Source organism: Kribbella sp. NPDC026596, from assembly GCF_040638415.1.
Taxonomy (GTDB): Bacteria; Actinomycetota; Actinomycetes; order Propionibacteriales; family Kribbellaceae; genus Kribbella.
In genome coordinates this window covers 33,387-50,405 of record NZ_JBEZYF010000053.1, presented here as the reverse complement: position 1 = coordinate 50,405, position 17,019 = coordinate 33,387, and the positions used below count along the sequence as shown (strand labels likewise).

Genomic DNA, 17,019 nt, shown 5'->3' with positions numbered 1-17,019 from the left:
ATGAGAACCGAATCGCTGGACAGTTCCTACCTGGCTCTGCCCGACGACGGAGGTCCGTTCGCCGGTGTGGTCGTCGTTCATGAGGCATTCGGGCTCAACGACAACATCCGCGACATCTGCGGCCGGTTCGCCGGCGAGGGATATGCCGCCCTGGGTGTGGACCTGTTCGAGGGACGGAGCCGCGCTGTCTGCATGGCCCGGATGCTCGTGGGCGGACTGGCCGGCAACCTCGACTATTACGGCGTTCCCGGTCTGAAGGACGCGCTGGGGCGGCTGGCCGGTCATCCCGAAGTGGACGGCGAGCGGATCGGTGCCATCGGGTTCTGCCTCGGCGGATCCATTGTGCTCACCTGGGCCTGTACCGAGGACCGGCTGACGGCGGTCGCCCCTTTCTACGGCTCCGCGCCGAGACCTCGCGGGGCGATGAGGCGGTTGTGCCCTGTGGTTGGTTCCTGGCCCGGGAAGGACTTCACGACCAGGGCTGCGGGCGTGCTGGAGACAGAATTGACGGCCGCTGGTATCGCGCACGATCTGAAGATCTATCCGGGGGCCAAGCATGCGTTCTTCAACGACCGATGGCGCAACTACCAACCGGATGCGGCGGCTGACTCGTGGCGGCGGGTCCTGGCCTTCTTCGACGAGCATGTTCGTGAGCGCCCGACTGGCTGACGCATCGCCGATGGTCCCGCGAGAGGGGGACTGCCTGCTCTGACCGTGGCTGCGGGTGGAGCAGACGCTGGACTTATGTACAGCGTCGAGACTGTTCCCGCGCAGGCCGGCCCGGCCACTGATCAGGTGCTGGTCGCATCGCATCTGGCCAAGCGGTTCGGGGATCGCATTGCTGTCGACGACGTCAGCTTCGAGGTGGCAGCGGGGGAGACGTATGGCCTGCTCGGGCCGAATGGTGCCGGCAAGACGACGACCATCCGGATGGTGTGCGGGCTGCTCCGTTCGGATGCCGGTGAGATCCTGATCGCCGGCCGGCAGGTCAGCACGACGGCGACCCTGGCGAAGGAGTGCGTCGGCTATGTGCCGCAGGACATCGCGCTCTATCCCGATCTGACCGCGCGGGAGAACCTGAGGTTCTTCGGCCGTCTCTACGGGCTGCACGGCAAGGCCCTGAATCGCCGGGTAGGCAAGGTGCTGGAACTGATCGGGCTGTCGGAGCGGGGCCGCGACCGGGTCGAGTCGTTCTCGGGCGGGATGAAGCGGCGGCTGAACATCGGTGCCGGCCTGTTGTACGAGCCCACCCTGCTGGTTCTCGACGAGCCGACCGTGGGAGTGGATCCGCAGAGCAGGCACGCCGTGATGGAGAGCGTGCGGGCCTTCGGTGCGACCGGTATGGCGGTGCTGTACACCACGCACTATATGGAGGAAGCCGAGCGGTTGTGTGACCGGGTCGGCATCATCGACCACGGTCGATTGGTTGCCGAGGGCACCCAGCGTGATCTGGTCGCGCAGCTCGGTGAGCACGACCGCATCGAACTGACCTGACCGGCACGGCCTTGCGGGAGTGATCGTGAACGCAGCCCTCGTGATTGCCGGCAAGGATCTGCGCCAGCGCTTGCGGGACCGCTCGGCCATCGTCCTCGGCTTCGTCGCGCCGGTCCTGGTGGCGGCCCTGATGAGTTTCGCCTTCTCGTCGGTGGAGGCCTTCCATGCCGACGTCGCGCTGGTGGACAACGACCACGGGCAGATCGCCGTGGCCTTGCGTACGGCGCTCAGCGGCCCGGACCTGTCCGACGTACTGACAGTGAAGCCAATCGGTGACGAGCAGCAGGCCCGCAAGCTGGTGGATCACGGCGACGTCGGCGCCGGTCTGGTGATCCCGCCGGGGTTCAGTGCGGCGGCAGTCGGTGACGAACCGGTCGGCTTGACCGTGCTCGGCAGTCCGGACAACCCGTTGGAGGCACAGGTCGCCCGGGCTGTCGCGGACGCCTATGTCGCACAGTTGAACGCCGACCGATTGTCCGTGCATGCCGCGCTGGCCGCTGGAGTGCCGCCGAGCCGGACTGCGGAGCTGGCAATGGCGGTGGCCGGCCTCAGGCTGCCCGAGTCGGTCGAGGATCGCGCGACGGGTTACCGGCAGCTGACGACCGCCAGCTACTACGCGCCGGCGATGGGCATCATGTTCATCCTGTTCGCGATCGGCTTCACCGCGCACAGCTACTTCGCCGAGCTGCGCGCCAGCACCCTCGAGCGGATCAGCGCCGCACCGATCCGGCGGGGCGTCGTACTGCTCGGCAAATCACTGGCCGCCTTCGCCTACAGCGTCGCAAGTCTGACCAGCCTCGCCGTGGTGTCCTCGTTGGCGTTCGGCGCCCAGTGGGGTCCTCCGATCCCGGCCGCGGCATTGATCATGGCGATGTCTGCGGTTCTGGTCGCGCTGACCGCACTGGTGATCGCGGTCTCACGGACCGAGCGGCAGGCGGACGGGATCGCGATGATGATCACGTTCGCCCTGCTACTGCTCGGCGGAAACTTCGTCCTGATCAGCCAGGCACCCGAGACACTGCGCAAGCTGGCGCTGTTGACGCCCAACGGCTGGGCGCTGCGTGGCTTCACCGACCTCGCCACCGGCGCGGCCGCAACGAGCGCCATACGACCTGTTCTTGTCATTCTCGGTATGGCCGCGGTGGTCGGCGTACTCGCCGCGGCAGTTGGTCGCTGGAGGGCCGCGTCATGACAGTTCTGGCTGTGGCCGGCGCCTCGCTGCGCCGGATGCTGCGAGACCGGACGGCGCTGTTCTTCGTCGTGCTGCTGCCCGTTCTCGTCATCGCGATCATCGGCACCGTCGTGCGGAACCCGGGTGGCTTCCGCATCGGCGTAGTGTCAGCCCAGGCCGCCGGTCCGCCGCTTGCCGCCACTTTGGTCGACGACCTCGATGCCACCGGACCGGTGCATCTCCAGTCCGACGAGCAGACCGCGCGTACGGCGTTGCGCCGCGGCGAGCTCGACGCGGTGGTCCTGATCCCGACCGGCCTGGAAGCGGCACTGCTCCGGGGCGACGAAGTGGTGATACCGGTGCTGGCCGGTGGCGCGAAGTCGACGCAGGGCGCAGTACGATCCGCCGTCTCCGCCGCGGTCGCGCGGCATGCCGAGCGGATCCAGGCGGCCGCGTCCGCCGCCCGGAAGACTGGCAGCACCGTCGCCGAACAGTTGCTGAGGGCCACTGCCCTGCAACGGGTCACTCCACGCATCACGGTGAGCACCGAGAACGTGGCCAGCGGCAGCAACTACCTTCCACTGGGGTTCGGGTACAGCGCGCCGACCATGCTGGTGCTGTTCGTGTTCATCAACGCACTGGCCGGTGGTGCGACAGTCGTCCAGAACCGCCAGCTCGGCATCTACGGCCGTGCGCTTGCGGCGCCGGTCCGGGCGAGTGACCTGGTGCTGGGTGAATCTTTGTTCTACCTGACGTTCTCGTTGCTGCAGTCGGCGCTGATCATCGGCACCGGATGGTTGCTGTTTCGGCGTCAGTTGGGGCAACCTGCCGGCGGCGATCGCGCTGGTTGTCACGTGGGCACTGGTCGGCACGGGCGCGGGGATGCTCAGCGGTGCCGCCTTCAAGACGCCGGACCAGGCGTCGGCGATCGGGCCGGTGATCGGTATCGCGTTTGCCATGCTCGGCGGCTGCATGTGGCCGCTCGAGATCGTGCCGGACAAGGTTCGCATCCTCGGCCATGCGACGCCGCACGCCTGGGCCGTGGACGCCTGGATCACTGTGCTGTCGCGCGCGGGTGGGATTGCGGACATTGCAACGAACCTGGCCGCGCTGGCCGGATTCGCCGCTGGAATGCTCGCCCTGGCCTCGGTCCTGCTCCAGCACCGCCTCAGCAGCTGACTGGTTGTTCACCTCATCTCCATCCGCATCGCACTCGTCCGCGGCCGGCGATCGTATCCTCCGCCGGGACACGGAACCTCGCGTGGCTTGCCGACAGCAGCGCCGACGTCGCTGCCAAGGCCAAAGGACGTGTGCGGTCAGTTGGTCGGGGCGGGGTGCAGGCCGGTGATGGCGAAGGCCTCGACGCCTTGCAGGTGACCGCCGGTCGAGGCGACGACAGTCAATGCGGAACCGGTCGCGCCGGTGAAGCTGACACGGGCCGACCACGGTTGTCGTTCACCTCCGGCAGGGAGGCAGCAGAACGTACCGATCGGCTTGGTGGACGACAACTGTCGGACGTCGACCCGGATGGATTCGTCGACACCGGTGATCAGCCCACCCACCGTCAACGGCGAGGTCACGGTCGCGCCGTACCGGGGCGGTCCAGAGTGAGGGTGGTGTCGATGGTCCCGACAACCTCCCATGGCGCGTCCGGTCCCTGACTGATCCGGACGAGGTGCAGCGTCGCTGCGTGGGCGAGGCGGCCTTCGGCCTGGTATCCGATGCCGATCCACGCCTCGTTTCCGCTGACCGAACGGGAGACCACCCGGTCGATCTCGGTGAAGCCGAGATATCCGGTCGTGAACGACAGCGCCGTCTGCTCCGGATCGAGATGCCAGGGCTGATGTCCGCCGCTACGGTAGCTGCGTTGCCACGCTGCCGCGCCGGCGTCCGAGCTGAACGGCCACAGCGCCTGGTAGGCAAAGGGGGTGACTGTCGTAGTGGGCCTTGGCGATGTGTTCGAAGGTGTCGGCGATGGCGTAGGTGTCGTACGGGCGGATGCGGTCGGGGTCGCGCTGGCCGACGGGGGTGGGGCAACGCCCGGCTCCGATCCCGTGTCACGGAGGAGTACGACGGCCAGTACGGCGATCAATGCGATGCCGGTGACAGTGGCGACGACAATGGCGATCCGCATCCGCCGGGTTGCCCGGCGCTGTGGAGCCGGCTCGTCGCCGGGAAGGTTGTCAGGGCCCGTGGTGGTCATCGCTCCGCCTCCCGAATCTCAGCCTTGTGGAGCGAGGGAAGCCCACCACCGCTACTGCAGCGGGCCGAGATGTACGGTGCACGGCTGCGGGCCGCTTCTCCGTACCCTTGCGCCTGGCTTCCCTCGCCCACGTCCATTGCACCTCCGATGGCACGACGGACGCAGGGCCGAAAGTCACCACTCCGAAGGCCTCTCGGGGTCGGGTGCCGAGGAAGGTCACACGGTCGGCCACGGTCCGCAGCCGGGATAGTCGTCCTCGTCGATCCGCCGGCCAGAGCCGGTGCTGAGCAGTTCGACGGGTCATGGCTGCTCCTTGCGGGCCGTCCAGACGCGGCGGGCGGCGACGGTCAGGCCAGGGACGACAGCGAAGGCGGCGGCGATGGCGAGCTCGGAAGCCGACAGCGCGTGCAGGCTGAGCAACTCACGCAGCGGCGGCACGAACAGCGGCCCGACCTGCGCGACCAGCGCGCCGGCGACAGCGGCGTCGAGGAAGCGGAGCCGACGGCGTTCTCCACTCGGACGCGGCCGGCGGAGCGCGATGGCGACACCTAGTTGGGCCAGGCCGAGGACGACGTACGCCATGGTCTGCCAGGGGCCACCGGTGGAGTGGGTCCAGAGGGCGGCGGCGATGGTGACCGCGGCGATCAGTGTGCCGGTCCAGGCGATTCGTTGCCACAGGCCCGCACCGAGGACCTGCTCGTCCGGGGATCGCGGGTCGCGCCGCATCGCCCGCGGGTCGGCGGGTTCGGCGCCGATGGCGACACCGGGCAGACCGTGGGTGAGCATGTTGATCCAGAGAATCTGCGCAGGCAGCAGAGGCGCGGCGAGCCCGAGCATCGGGGCGATCAGCATCACCAGGATTTCGGCCAGGCCACCGCTGAGTGCGTAGCGCAGAAAGGTCCGCACGTTCGCGTAGATCCGGCGCCCTTCCTCGATCGCCGCCACCACGGTGCCGAGGTCGTCGTCGGTCAGGACCAGGTCGGCCGCCTGCCGGGCCGCCTCGGTACCGCCCTTGCCCATCGCGACGCCGATGTCGGCGCGCCGCAGGGCCGGGGCGTCGTTGACGCCGTCGCCAGTCATAGCGACCACGTGCCCCGCGTGATGCCACGCCCGCACGATGTCGAGCTTCTGCTCGGGCCGGATCCGGGCATAGACGCGTCCTCCGGCCGGGTCAACGCCTTGATCGATGTCGGCGCCGGTGATGACGCCGTCGGCGTGCAGTCCGACCCGCTCGGCCACCGCACGTGCTGTGCCCGGTGCGTCGCCGGTGATCAAGAGCAGGTCGACACCGGCTCGGCCGAAGGCGGTCGTCACCTCGCCCGCGTTGTGCCGGACCGGATCGGTGAGGGCCACCAGTCCGACGAGTTGCAAACCGTCCTCGGTACGGCGCGCACCCGGTGGCAGTATCCGATCGGCAACCGCCAGCACCCGGTACCCGTCGGCCGCGAGCTCCGCCGCGTTCGCCCCGGCCGTTGCGACGTCGCCGTACGACGTGACCGACGGATCGAGGAGCACCTCCGGCGCACCCTTGCCGACGACCAGGGTGCTGTCGCCGCCGGGCATCCAGTGAAAGGTTGTCATCCGCTTGCGGATGCTGTCGAAGGGCAGCTCGGCGATCCTCGGGTAGGCCGCCCGCACCGGCTCCGGATCGATCGCGCCACGATGGGCGAGCGTGAGCAGGGCCGCCTCGGTGGGATCACCCAGCGGCAACCAGACCGGCTGGTCCGGGCCGGGCGGCCTCAGGTCCGCGTCGTTGCACAGCACGATGTCGCGGAGCAGCCGTTCCGGTGGTGCCGCGTCACCGATGGGGACCAGGCCGCCGTCCGGCTCGTAACCGTTGCCACTGGCAATGAACTCGCCCTGCTCGGTCCACAACCGCTCGGCCAGCATCACCCCTTCCGTCAGCGTGCCGGTCTTGTCCGCCGCCACGACAGTGACGGAGCCGAGCGTCTCGACGGCCGGCAACCGGCGCACGACGGCCGACCGCCGGGCCATCCGATGGGCGCCGATGGCGAGGGCGAGCGTGACGACAGCAGGCAGGGACTCGGGCACGGCGGCCACAGTCAGGCTCACCGCGGTCACGATCATGTCGGCAGCCGGGAGACCTCGCAGCAGACCGGCCAACGCGACGAAACCGGACAGCAGCAGTGCGACCACGCTGAGGATGCGGCTGAGCGACCTGAGCCGGAGCTGCAACGGAGTAGGCCTTGGACGCTGGGTCGAGATCAGACTCGCGATCCGGCCGAGCGCGCTGTCCGGACCTGTCCGAGAGACAACTCCGGAACCTCGGCCGCGTGTCACCACAGTGCCGGCGAAGACCTCATCGCCTGAGTCCTTCTCGACGGGCAGGGATTCACCGGTGAGTGCGGACTCGTCGGTCTGCAGGCGGACTGCTCCGTTCAGTTCGAGATCCGCCGGGACGATGTCGCCTGCTTCGAGCAGCACCAGGTCGCCGGGTACGACCTCCGCCGCGGGGATGACCGTCGCCCGGGCGGAACGAAGTACCGTCGCGTGCAGCGCGGCCAGACGGTTCAGCGCGGTCAGCGCATGCTCGGCCCTGAGTTCCTGGACCACGCCGACCGTGGTGTTGAGCACGATCACGACCAGGATCACCGCGAAGTCGGCGAGGTCGCGCAACGTCGCGGTGAGCACGGCAGCACCCAGCAACAGCAGGATCATCGGGTCGCGCAGTTGCTCCCTGACCCGGAAGAGCGCAGACGGTGGCTCGGGGGCGGCGGTGGTGTTGGAACCGTGCTCGGCGAGTTTCCGGGCGGCCTCGACCTCGGTCAGGCCATGATGCAGCGGAAGTTGGACGGGGTCGGGCATTGCACGCTCCCGAGCAGGAATCAGCCGGCGATCGCCGGATCGGTAGGTCAGCAGATGCGAACGGCGATGACGCCGCGGACGGTGCCGGCCAGCGTGTCGGCGAGGCTGCGCTCGCGCGGGTCGGCCGGGCCGGTCACCGTGACGACTCCGTCGCGGACGTCGACCTGCCAGCCCGGGTTCTCGGCCTGGATGATCTCGCGAACCTCGGCGCGGATGCGGTCGTCCCGGCCCGCCAGCTGGTGGATGACGTCGCTGCGGCTGATCATGCCGATGACGCGGCCGTGATCCAGCACCGGCACGCTCTTCACCATCGTCGACCACATCAGATCGATCGCGACCTCCAGTTCGTCATCGGCGTCGACGGTGGCCACCAGGTGGCTCATCACGTCGGCGATCCGGCGTGCCGGGGTGTCCGTGGTCGTCCGGACGGTGGCCTTCGGGACGCGGTCGTCCAGCAGGCCCTCCTCCTGGACGAGGTCGGCCTCGCTGACGATCCCCACCAGGACGCCGGCCGCATCGACGACGGGCATGGCGGTGATCTTCCGATCGTCGAGGAGCCGGATCGCCAGGCCGATGGGTGTCTGCGCCGTCACGGTGATCGCAGGTGTGGTCATCAGGTCACGGATCAACATCGTCATCACCTCGTTCTGCCGACGGTTCCGGCGTCTGTCGCGCGGAACTCGTGCCCGTCGTCGTGGCGGCTGAATCTCCCCGGCGCATCTACTTCCACGATGTCCTGGCCACGACGGCGATCCCAGAGACAAAGGTCCCGGCCTGCACAGGACCTGCCTGCAGTGGTGGTGGCAGGTGATGCGGACTGCATCTACGCCGCGCGCCGTACCGGCGGAGGCCTCGAACGTGGTGACTCATCGCGCCGTCGCGATGGCGTCGTACCGGCGAGGCGCCCGGCCGATGCCGGGATGCGGTCGCCGACCAGAGCCCCGTCCTGGACGAGATCTGTCTCGTCGATAACTCCGGTCAGCGCAGCGCGGTCGTCGACGACGGGAATCGAACCGGCAACCGCGACGTGGGTGTACGACAGCGGCTTCGCCCGATGGCTGCGAGCCGAGAAGTGGTCGGCACATCGCATCGAGGACGGGCGCCAGGTCTCTGCACTCAACCTCGTCGTGCTGCGGGCCTAGCGGGACACGTAAGCCGCTGCTGCTGGCGTCTGGCTCGACCTGGGTCGAGTGCGTCCTGCCTGGCGTGCCCGTCCAGGTTGATGTGCGCGGGTAGGACCTTCGGGACTGCCGCAGGGAGGCCTAGGCCTCTGTGCCGGCCGGCGCTCCCGGCGTTCGGTGGAGACGTAAACCACTGAGCCGGTTCGTTGGGACGAGCACACAACGGAGGGTGACCAGCATGACAAGTCCGGTGATCCACTTCGAGATTGGCGGCCGTGATCTCGGTCGGATGGCGTCGTTCTACGGCGAGTTGTTCGGCTGGCAGCTGCAACCGGCGGGACCGGAGTACTCGCTCGTCCCGGCCGGCGAGAACGGTATCGGCGGCGGACTGCTGCAGACCGGGGACGAGGTGCCTGCGTCCGTCACCGTGTACGTCGCGGTGGACGACCTGCGGTCCACACTCGACCGCGCCGGCGAGCTCGGTGCGAAGACCGTCGTCGAGCCGACGGCGATCCCCGGCATCGGGCAGTTCGCCATGATCGGCGACCCCGACGGCAACATCATCGGCTTGCTGCGGCAGGAAGACGGTGAAGGCGCCGACCAGGCGCCGCGATGAGCGGCAAGGCGGGGACGCGAGAGTGAGGAACCGGCCATAGAGAAAGGATCACGATCGCCGTCGGGGTCGACGACAGTTGGTCCGCCAACGGCGCCGTCGACTGGGCGCTGTACGAGTCGGGGCTCAGTGCCGCTGCTATTCGAGTGCTGCACGTCGTTGGCGACCGGCCGCCGACGGCCCTTTTGGGCGGCGGACCTGCTGCCGCCAAGGCGGGCAGGCAGCTGGTGGCCGATGTCCGCGAGTACCTCGATCACCGTGACAGCAATGGGCTGCATACGGCCGTGGTGCTGTCCGGTACGCCGGCGCACATCCTGGCGCGATCGACCGGGAACGACCGGATGGTCGTGGTCGGGCGGCACGGGCGTGGCATCCTGGGCCGGCTGCTGATCGGTTCCACTGCCGAAGCCGTGGCGTACGTGGCCGAGACGGCGGTGGTCGTCGTACCGCCGAAGTGGAGTCCGGGCGATCGGGACGCGCTGATCGTGGTCGGGGTCGACGAGCTCGAGTATTGCGAGTCAGCGGTCGACTTCGCGGTCGGCCTGGCCGCGGAGCGGGGGGCTCCGATCCGCTTGGTGCACGTCTGGGACATTCCCACGATGTTCACCGGAGACGAGCCCGACACCGCGGGCACTGTCGAAACCGCGCACCGCTATTACGGCGACCGGCTGGATGCCACAGTACGGCGGTGCCGCGACAGATACCCCGGCGTCACCTTCGAGGCTGAGCTCAGGCGCGGCCACCCGGTCGCCGGCTTGACCGACGCCGCGCACGAGGCAAACGTCCAATTGCTGGTGGTCGGCGGCCGGACCCACCGGCGGATGGTGGCGCTCCTGCTGGGCGGGACCGCCCGCGGCATCCTGCAGCACGCCACCGGCCCGACAGCCATCGTCCACCAACCGGCAACGCAACCCGCCCAGACCTAGGTCCCGCACGTTGTCCCGGTGGGCGGGACTCTCGGCCCTGACACGAGCAGAGGCGGACAGGCATGGTGTACGGCCGGGGAGGAGTTCGCGATAAGCATCGGCCGGAGCAGGTCTGGGAACTGTGGGTGCTGATGCGGGCGCGCCGATTCGGTTTCGGGCGAACGCGAGTGAGTACGCCGCGGCACATTGTCGCGCCGTACTCATCAGCGGAGCGCCGCTGGTCAAGTGAGCCAGAGCTGGAGGTGGACACCTCCGGTGGGAAGGAACATGCTGAGGCTTGAGCGGTCGCATCTTGCGTTTGGGGACCGGCGAGGGTTGCCGCGTTATCTCCGCTCGGGGGGCGGGTTCAGATGGACACCGGCACAGATCATTACGGCAGGACGGTCGACGCGAGGAAGATTGCCACGCTGACGGGTTGGTTGATGGTGGTCACCTTCGTGGCCTCGATCCCGGCGTACTTCATCCTGTACGCCCCGGTGCGGGATTACCCCGACTACATCACCGGAGCCGGAGCCGACCCCACCTCGAGCGTGGCTTTGGGCGCCACCCTCGAACTCATCGTCATCATCGCCAACATCGGCACCGCCGTAGTGCCGTACGCGATCTACAAGCGATACAGCGAAAGCCTCGCACTTGGCTACGTCGCAGCACGTCTCCTCGAGGCCACCTTCATCGCCATCGGTATCGTCAGCATGCTCACGTTCCTGTTGATGCGGCAGGACGGCACGGCCGGCACAGACGCCGCTCTTGGCCAGGCTTTCGTCGCGATCTACGATCGGGCATTCCTGATCGGGCCAGGCTTCTGCGCCGGTGTCGCGAACGGAATCATCCTGGGCTACCTGATGTATCGGTCTGGTTTGGTGCCACGAGGCATGGCGATGTTGGGGCTCATCGGAGGTCCGCTGATCGTCATCTCGGGAATCATGGTCATGTTCGATGTCATCGAGCGTGGAGGCACGGTGCAGGGCGTCGCGACGATTCCGGAGTTCTTCTGGGAGTTGTCGTTCGGTATCTACCTCATCGTCAAGGGATTCAAGCCCTCTCCGATTCTGGCTGGGCTGGTCGGCGGATCTGTCGCCCGCAGTGAGAGTTCGTAGCCGGCTGCCGCGAGCCGGAGGGGGGACCGATCATGAAACGCAAGCAGGTGATGATCCAGCGGCCGAAGCGCCCGCGCCGGCCGGAGACGCTCGATCTCCGTACACCGTCCGGGCGCATCCTGCCGTTCTGACCTCGTTCGCCGCGCGGGCGTGGATGAATACGAGCAGAACGACGCTGCGCCGCGGCGGTCAGCGCTCGGCCAGCAGGCGGGCGATGACGTCGGACGTGGACGTGAGCTCACGTCGGAAGGTGATCAGCTCGTCCTCGGTCAACGGCAGCAGCAACGGCGGGTAGGGCCAAGGCTCGTTGCCGGGCTCCGGGCTGCCTGTCCGGCCGGTAGCCGGGGCTGTCGTCGGGCGGTCCGCCTGGCTTGGCGCTGGGTCCGCCGCGCGCCGCCGGCCGAAGAGACGCCAGGAGCGGGCCGGGCGTTGCGGATCGCGCTGGGCGTCGGCGAAGTCGGGGCGCGCCCACACCTGGAAGAACCACGGTACGCCGAACAGGAAAGGTGTCATCTCCGTCACCGCCAGCAGCTCCGCCGCACTTGCGTGGGCGACATCGGGAACGTCGTGTTCGTCCCACGATCCCCGGCTCCGGCAGACGGCCGGCAGTGCGTTCAGGCCCGAACCACAGGGGCCGAAGGTCCCCACCCGACGGTCAGCGGGCGCCGGGTGGGACGGCTCCGACGAGTTCGAGCCAGGCCCGGAGGGCGGCCGGGTCGGTCGTGCTCGAGTGGTAGCCCACGTGGCCGTCGGGGCGGACGGCGACGACGCCGTGACCCGGCCGGCTGCTCAGGTGGTGTACCTGAACGCGGGCACCGAAGTAATCCGAACCCAGCGGCTGCGCGTCTCGCTCGTACAGCAGGTGCACGCCGGGCGACGCGGTGAGTTCATGCAACCGGACCATTCGCCCATCGCTCGTCACGGTTGCGTCCGGCAACCGGTCACCGGGACGGAGACGGCGATCGATCATCGACGTCCTGGGTCGCGAGAGGACACTGCCGCGGTAACTCACCCTGAGCTGGGACAGTGTGCGGACGGCCTCGGCGACCAACCGCCGCTGCCGGAGAAAGAGCGGTACGGCGGGAGCCGCGAAGGGCGCCAGTGTGCCGCGAACGAAGGCCGGCAGCGGATGTGTGGACGCTTCGGCGAAGAAGATCAGGTGGGTCATGGCCAGCACCTGCCGCGCGACCGGCCGGCGCTCCTGATCGTAGGAGTCGAGCAGTTCGGTCCGCTCACTGTCTCCGGCGTACGCCAGCTTCCAACCCAGGTTGATCGCGTCCTGGATCCCGAGGTTCATGCCCTGCGCGCCGGCCGGGGAGTGAGTGTGGGCCGCATCACCGGCGAGGAAGAGCCGGCGATCCCGGTACACCGCGGCCAGCCGATGCTGCACGCGGATCCGGGCCGACCAGTGGACGTGGTCGATCGCGATGTCCTGCGCAGACTCGTCGAGCAACTGCTGGAGCTCCGCGGCGGGCACCGGCGGCCCGAATCCCTCGACGGCGGACCCCTGAGCCGGTCGGGTCGCGAGCAGTCGCCATCGCGCGCCTTCCCCGAGCGCGAAGAGGAAGAGCAGGCCGCCGTGCCCGGCCGCGACGTGCACAACCCCAGGGCCCAGATCGCCATCCAGTTCCACGTCGGCCAGCACGACCTCTTCGTTGTACGCCGCGCCCCGCCAGCCGATTCCGGCGAGCGTGCGCACTGTGCTCCGCGGACCGTCGCAGCCGGCGACGAACCGGCACGATGTCTGCGTGATTCCGTCTTCCGACCGGAGTGTGGCGCGGACGCGGTTGGCGTCCGGTGCGATGTCCATCAGTTCCACACCGCGCTCGATGCGGACGCCGCGCCGGGTCAGGGCCCGCGCGAGGACAGTCTCTACGTCCATTTGGCTCACCAGCGTCAGGTGTGGAAACGCGGTGTCGGGCAGGAGGAACTCGGCCAGCGAGACAGAAACCCGGCTTCTCCCCAGATGCAGCTCGGCGCTCGGCGACGCGTCGCCTCGGTCGAGCAGCTCTCCGGTCACCCCGAGAGGTCGAAGGCACTCCAACGTCCGCGGGTGCATGATCATTGCCCGCGAGGGGCGGAAGGCCTCGGGGCGTCGTTCCACGACCCGGACGGTCGCACCGTGAGCGTGAGACTGGAGAGCCGCCGCCAGTCCGGCCGGTCCCGCGCCGACCACGAGGACATCGACGGGCTCGCTCAGTTCGCGCCGACCATGCGCCACCATGCCTCCTGGTTCGCCGGCTGAACGGAGTCGAGCAGGTGCGGATCGCCAAGCAGTTCGTCGCGTCGCATAGCGGCCACCACCTGGTAGTGGATCGAGCCTTTCACGCTTACGAGCTCAAGCACTCGCCAGAGTGCGCGTGCGTACGCCTCGGCCGACTCGGCGCCGTCCCACTCGTAGAGACCTCGGTAGGTGCCGACGTCGTCATGGGCCAACCACAGCTTGGAGACGAAGCCGGGGAAGCCGACGAACAGCGGAGTGTTGAACCAGGACTCCAACCGGAACACGGCATGTCCCCGGCCACGTACACCACGCAGCCGGAACGCGACCACCAGTACGCACGGATCGGCCGGCGCGCGCCGATCGACCACGGTCTCCCGGTACACCCGGCCCTGCGTCCCATCGGCGAACCGAAGCCACCTGTCGACATACTCGCGCGGCTGATGCACGCGCCGTTGCACCAGCAGCCGCATCGTGGACGCGACGCACCGGCAAACCGCAGCCAACGCGACCACCCTGGGCAATGGATGCTGCACAGTCATGAGCTCTCCTTCCATCCAACCCCAGCGTTCTGCCGTCCCCACATGCGCGACACGGCCGATGGACACGCGTTCACCAGGCCTTTCAGCGCCCGCAGGTCGCCACCTGAGGCAGGACGTCCACCCCAGCTCCTGCCGGCAGCCCGCCGTTCGAGGCACGAACGAACCCAGCCAGGCCGGCAGGGCCTTCCGCGCTGAACGTCTGTGATCCGATGCTGTCATTGCGGAAGGCGAGCGGGGTGCGGCCGGTCTCGCGGAGGAAGAACTTGACGAAGTTGGTCGTCTGGGTGCGGACGCCGACGGCAACGCGGTGCTGAGCTATGAGGACGCCGCGGTCGCGATCGTCGACGAAATCGCGGGGGCGCCACACGCTGCCCAGCCTTTGATCGTCGCCATGGTTGTCACCTCCGACAAGGGGCGCGCGCGTACATGGGATTCGATGGACGGATCACAGCTCCGGTACTGCCAGCAATGGCTCGGCGACGGCGTAGCTCACCACTGGGCCGTCACGACAGAGCAGCAGCGGCCCGAGCTGGCAGTGCCCGCACAAGGCGATCCCGCACTTCATCGAACGCTCGAGCGACACCCGGATCCGCTCGGCCGGAATCTGACTTCGGAGCAGGACGCGTGCGCTGAAGCGCATCATCGGCTCCGGGCCGCAGAGGAACGCGACGGTTCGCTCCGGATCGAGTCGCAGCCGGGCGAGCGGCTCGGTGACGAAGCCGACCGCACCGTCCCAGCCGACCGCCGGCTGGTCGACGGTGAGCTCGACCTCGACGTCGTCGCGAGCTGCCCAAGTATCCAGCTCGGCGCGGAAGAGGAACTCGTCCGGAGTCCGCGCGCCGGCCACGACCACGACCCTGCGGTACGCCGATCGCCCAGCCAGCGCGGCCAGCACCACCGGACGCAGTGGTGCGAGGCCGACGCCGCCGGCCACCACGATCAGGTCATTGCCAACGGCACCTTCAGGAGCCCAGACCGTACCGAACGGGCCACGGACGCCGACCACGGTTCCGGGCTGCGCGTCGTACAGCGCCTGGCTGACGGCCCCGACCGACCGGATGGTGTGGAGCAGCGTTCCGTCGTCACCGATGCCACTGATCGAGATCGGCACCTCGCCGACGCCGTACGCGTAGAGCATGGCGAACTGCCCCGGCCGGAATCGGGCCAGCGGCCGGTCGACCGGCTCCAGCCGTAGTGTGGCCGAGTCGTGGGTCTCGACCGTCTGGCCGATCACTCGGTACCCGACGGGCAGCATCGGCTCAGTCACGATCGCCCTGGCCGTACAGGTCGAGCAACCGTGCCCGGGTGGACTGCAGCCGGTCGAGTACGACGGTCAAGAGCTCTCGCGTCAGCGCGTACCCGAGCCGAGGATCCTGGTCCGCAAGCACCCTCAGCTGCTCCGCGTCGAACGCCGTTGCCTCGACCGCGCCGACGGCGCGGGCACCGAAATGCCAGCGGTACGGCGGGATCAGCCAGGACCAGCCGAGGAGGTCACCAGAACCCAGGGTTTCCACGACGACCTGCCCGCGGCCGGGTACGGCGGTGTCGAGCGCCACCCGGCCGTGCCGAATCAGCCAGCAACAGCCGGCCCGGCCACCCTCGTCGAACAGCCGCGCACCGTCGTCGTAGAACTCCTCGCGGGAGATGCGGAGCAGCGCGTCCCGTTCGTCGGCGGCCAGACTGTCGAGGAGGCCGGCGCTAGGCATGAGTGGCCTCGGCGTCCGACGCGAGCTGGGCGACCTCTTCGGTCAAATCGATTCCTACCGGGCACCAGGCGATGCATCGCCCGCAGCCGACACAGCCGGAGCCGCCGAACTGGTCGTACCAGGTGCTGAGCTTGTGGGTGAGCCACTGCCGATAGCGGCTCTCGCCGGAGCTGCGAACGTCGCCGCCGTGTACGTGGGAGAAGTCGAGCTCGAAACACGACGACCAGTGCTGCCAGCGTTCGGCGTGATCGCCGGTCAGATCGGTGACGTCCTCGGTGGTCGTGCAGAAGCAGGTCGGACAGACCATCGTGCAGTTGCCACAGGTGAGGCATCGTTCGGCGACGTCCTCCCAGTGGGACGAGTCGCGGTTCCCGGCCAGCAAGGACCGCAGATCCACCTCAGGCATGGCACGACCCATGCGGTGTGCGGCTTGCTCGACCGCAGTGCGCGCGCTGCCGGTCTCGTCCGCGGTCGCGTCGTCGTGGCCGATCCGGGCGAGCAGGTCGCGACCGGCGTCGGTGCCCGCCTCGACCAGGAACCGGTGGCCGTCGGTCGGAGTCATCTCGGTGAGGGTCAGATCCGCCCCCGGCCCGGCCGCGGGACCGGTGCCCATCGACGCACAGAAACACACCTCGCCCGGTTCAGTGCAGTTCACCGCCACGACCAGCAGCGACTGGTGCCGGGCCTGGAAATGCTTGTCCGGATGGCTGCCGCCGGTGAGCACATCGCGGAGCTTCGTGATCGCCGCCAGGTCGCACCCCCGTACGCCGAGTAGCGCGTACCGCGGTGTCTCTTCGTCGGGCGCCCGGAACGTGCCGTCCGCTGTCGTGGACCAGAGCTTGCGGCGGGACGGATGCAGGAACGCCTTCCAGGATTGCGGTCCGGCCGAGTGAGCGAACATCACGTCGTCCTCTCGGCGCCGCAGCCGGTACTGGCCCGGGCCGGTCTCGACACCCCAGCCGGCGGGCAGCTGTGCGGCGCTCCTCAGCTCGGCCAGCACGATCGCGGCACCGGATACCGTCGGTCCGATCACCTGGTACCCGTCAGTGCGTAGCGTCCCGACCAGCTCGTCGAGGCCGTCGATCATCGCCTGGTCCAT

18 protein-coding genes and 2 pseudogenes are annotated in these 17,019 nt (G+C 68.7%); 8 read left to right on the top strand and 12 right to left on the bottom strand.

Annotated features, from left to right (window positions below; translation table 11 throughout):
* The 5 genes and pseudogenes from AB0E63_RS33300 to AB0E63_RS33280 form a co-directional block, all read left to right on the top strand.
* Complete coding sequence (locus tag AB0E63_RS33300) at positions 1 to 669, top strand: dienelactone hydrolase family protein (RefSeq protein ID WP_360375021.1); 669 nt, start codon at positions 1 to 3, stop codon at positions 667 to 669.
* Positions 670 to 744: 75 nt separating this feature from the next.
* Positions 745 to 1,494 (top strand): ABC transporter ATP-binding protein, encoded by a 750-nt coding sequence (locus tag AB0E63_RS33295; RefSeq protein WP_360375019.1) that lies wholly within the window; start codon positions 745 to 747, stop codon positions 1,492 to 1,494.
* Positions 1,495 to 1,519: 25 nt separating this feature from the next.
* Positions 1,520 to 2,686: an ABC transporter permease gene (locus AB0E63_RS33290; RefSeq protein WP_360375017.1), complete on the top strand. Its 1,167-nt coding sequence runs from the start codon at positions 1,520 to 1,522 to the stop codon at positions 2,684 to 2,686.
* A pseudogene (locus AB0E63_RS33285) lies at positions 2,683 to 3,411 on the top strand (ABC transporter permease); the annotation flags it as partial. The gene AB0E63_RS33290 and the pseudogene AB0E63_RS33285, both read left to right, overlap by 4 nt.
* Positions 3,412 to 3,484: 73 nt before the next feature.
* Positions 3,485 to 3,844, top strand: a pseudogene (locus AB0E63_RS33280) (ABC transporter permease); the annotation flags it as partial.
* A gap of 137 nt (positions 3,845 to 3,981) precedes the next feature.
* Here AB0E63_RS33280 and AB0E63_RS33275 read toward each other — a convergent pair.
* From AB0E63_RS33275 to AB0E63_RS33255, 5 genes are all read right to left on the bottom strand, one after another.
* Positions 3,982 to 4,245, bottom strand: a complete 264-nt coding sequence (locus AB0E63_RS33275) for a hypothetical protein (protein WP_360375063.1) — start codon at positions 4,243 to 4,245, stop codon at positions 3,982 to 3,984.
* Positions 4,242 to 4,868 (bottom strand): hypothetical protein, encoded by a 627-nt coding sequence (locus tag AB0E63_RS33270; protein WP_360375015.1) that lies wholly within the window; start codon positions 4,866 to 4,868, stop codon positions 4,242 to 4,244. The genes AB0E63_RS33275 and AB0E63_RS33270 overlap by 4 nt, the downstream gene beginning before the upstream one ends.
* A 300-nt stretch (positions 4,869 to 5,168) precedes the next feature.
* Entirely contained in the window at positions 5,169 to 7,694 is a 2,526-nt protein-coding gene (locus tag AB0E63_RS33265) for a cation-transporting P-type ATPase (RefSeq protein ID WP_360375013.1), read from the bottom strand.
* A gap of 47 nt (positions 7,695 to 7,741) precedes the next feature.
* Positions 7,742 to 8,326 carry a CBS domain-containing protein gene (locus tag AB0E63_RS33260; protein WP_360375011.1) on the bottom strand — a complete coding sequence of 195 codons (585 nt, stop codon included), beginning with the start codon at positions 8,324 to 8,326 and terminating at the stop codon, positions 7,742 to 7,744.
* 191 nt (positions 8,327 to 8,517) lie between these two features.
* A complete protein-coding gene (locus AB0E63_RS33255; protein ID WP_360375009.1) occupies positions 8,518 to 8,814 on the bottom strand; it encodes a hypothetical protein in 297 nt (98 codons plus the stop codon).
* 239 nt (positions 8,815 to 9,053) lie between these two features.
* Between AB0E63_RS33255 and AB0E63_RS33250 the strand changes: the two genes are divergently transcribed.
* From AB0E63_RS33250 to AB0E63_RS33240, 3 genes are all read left to right on the top strand, one after another.
* On the top strand, positions 9,054 to 9,431 hold the full coding sequence (locus tag AB0E63_RS33250) for a VOC family protein (RefSeq protein WP_360375007.1): 378 nt from the start codon (positions 9,054 to 9,056) through the stop codon (positions 9,429 to 9,431).
* A 47-nt stretch (positions 9,432 to 9,478) separates the two neighbouring features.
* On the top strand, positions 9,479 to 10,354 hold the full coding sequence (locus tag AB0E63_RS33245) for a universal stress protein (RefSeq protein WP_360375059.1): 876 nt from the start codon (positions 9,479 to 9,481) through the stop codon (positions 10,352 to 10,354).
* Positions 10,355 to 10,704: 350 nt separating this feature from the next.
* Positions 10,705 to 11,451 (top strand): DUF4386 domain-containing protein, encoded by a 747-nt coding sequence (locus AB0E63_RS33240; protein ID WP_360375005.1) that lies wholly within the window; start codon positions 10,705 to 10,707, stop codon positions 11,449 to 11,451.
* Positions 11,452 to 11,640: 189 nt separating this feature from the next.
* Here AB0E63_RS33240 and AB0E63_RS33235 read toward each other — a convergent pair whose 3' ends face one another.
* The 7 genes from AB0E63_RS33235 to AB0E63_RS33205 all read right to left on the bottom strand — a co-directional run bounded on the left by AB0E63_RS33235 (position 11,641) and on the right by AB0E63_RS33205 (position 17,019).
* Positions 11,641 to 11,964 carry a hypothetical protein gene (locus AB0E63_RS33235; protein ID WP_360375003.1) on the bottom strand — a complete coding sequence of 108 codons (324 nt, stop codon included), beginning with the start codon at positions 11,962 to 11,964 and terminating at the stop codon, positions 11,641 to 11,643.
* A gap of 142 nt (positions 11,965 to 12,106) precedes the next feature.
* Positions 12,107 to 13,675: an FAD-dependent monooxygenase gene (locus AB0E63_RS33230; RefSeq protein WP_360375001.1), complete on the bottom strand. Its 1,569-nt coding sequence runs from the start codon at positions 13,673 to 13,675 to the stop codon at positions 12,107 to 12,109.
* The gene (locus AB0E63_RS33225) at positions 13,648 to 14,214 is read right to left on the bottom strand and encodes a hypothetical protein (RefSeq protein ID WP_360374999.1); all 567 of its coding nucleotides are present in this window, start codon (positions 14,212 to 14,214) and stop codon (positions 13,648 to 13,650) included. Before AB0E63_RS33225 ends, AB0E63_RS33230 begins: the two co-directional genes overlap by 28 nt.
* A gap of 82 nt (positions 14,215 to 14,296) precedes the next feature.
* Positions 14,297 to 14,581, bottom strand: coding sequence for a hypothetical protein (locus AB0E63_RS33220; protein WP_360374997.1), 285 nt, complete (start codon positions 14,579 to 14,581; stop codon positions 14,297 to 14,299).
* Positions 14,582 to 14,659: 78 nt separating this feature from the next.
* The gene (locus tag AB0E63_RS33215; protein WP_360374995.1) at positions 14,660 to 15,481 is read right to left on the bottom strand and encodes an FAD/NAD(P)-binding protein; all 822 of its coding nucleotides are present in this window, start codon (positions 15,479 to 15,481) and stop codon (positions 14,660 to 14,662) included.
* A complete protein-coding gene (locus AB0E63_RS33210) occupies positions 15,474 to 15,920 on the bottom strand; it encodes a cyclic nucleotide-binding domain-containing protein (protein WP_360374993.1) in 447 nt (148 codons plus the stop codon). Before AB0E63_RS33210 ends, AB0E63_RS33215 begins: the two co-directional genes overlap by 8 nt.
* Positions 15,913 to 17,019, bottom strand: a complete 1,107-nt coding sequence (locus tag AB0E63_RS33205; RefSeq protein ID WP_360374991.1) for a 4Fe-4S dicluster domain-containing protein — start codon at positions 17,017 to 17,019, stop codon at positions 15,913 to 15,915. Before AB0E63_RS33205 ends, AB0E63_RS33210 begins: the two co-directional genes overlap by 8 nt.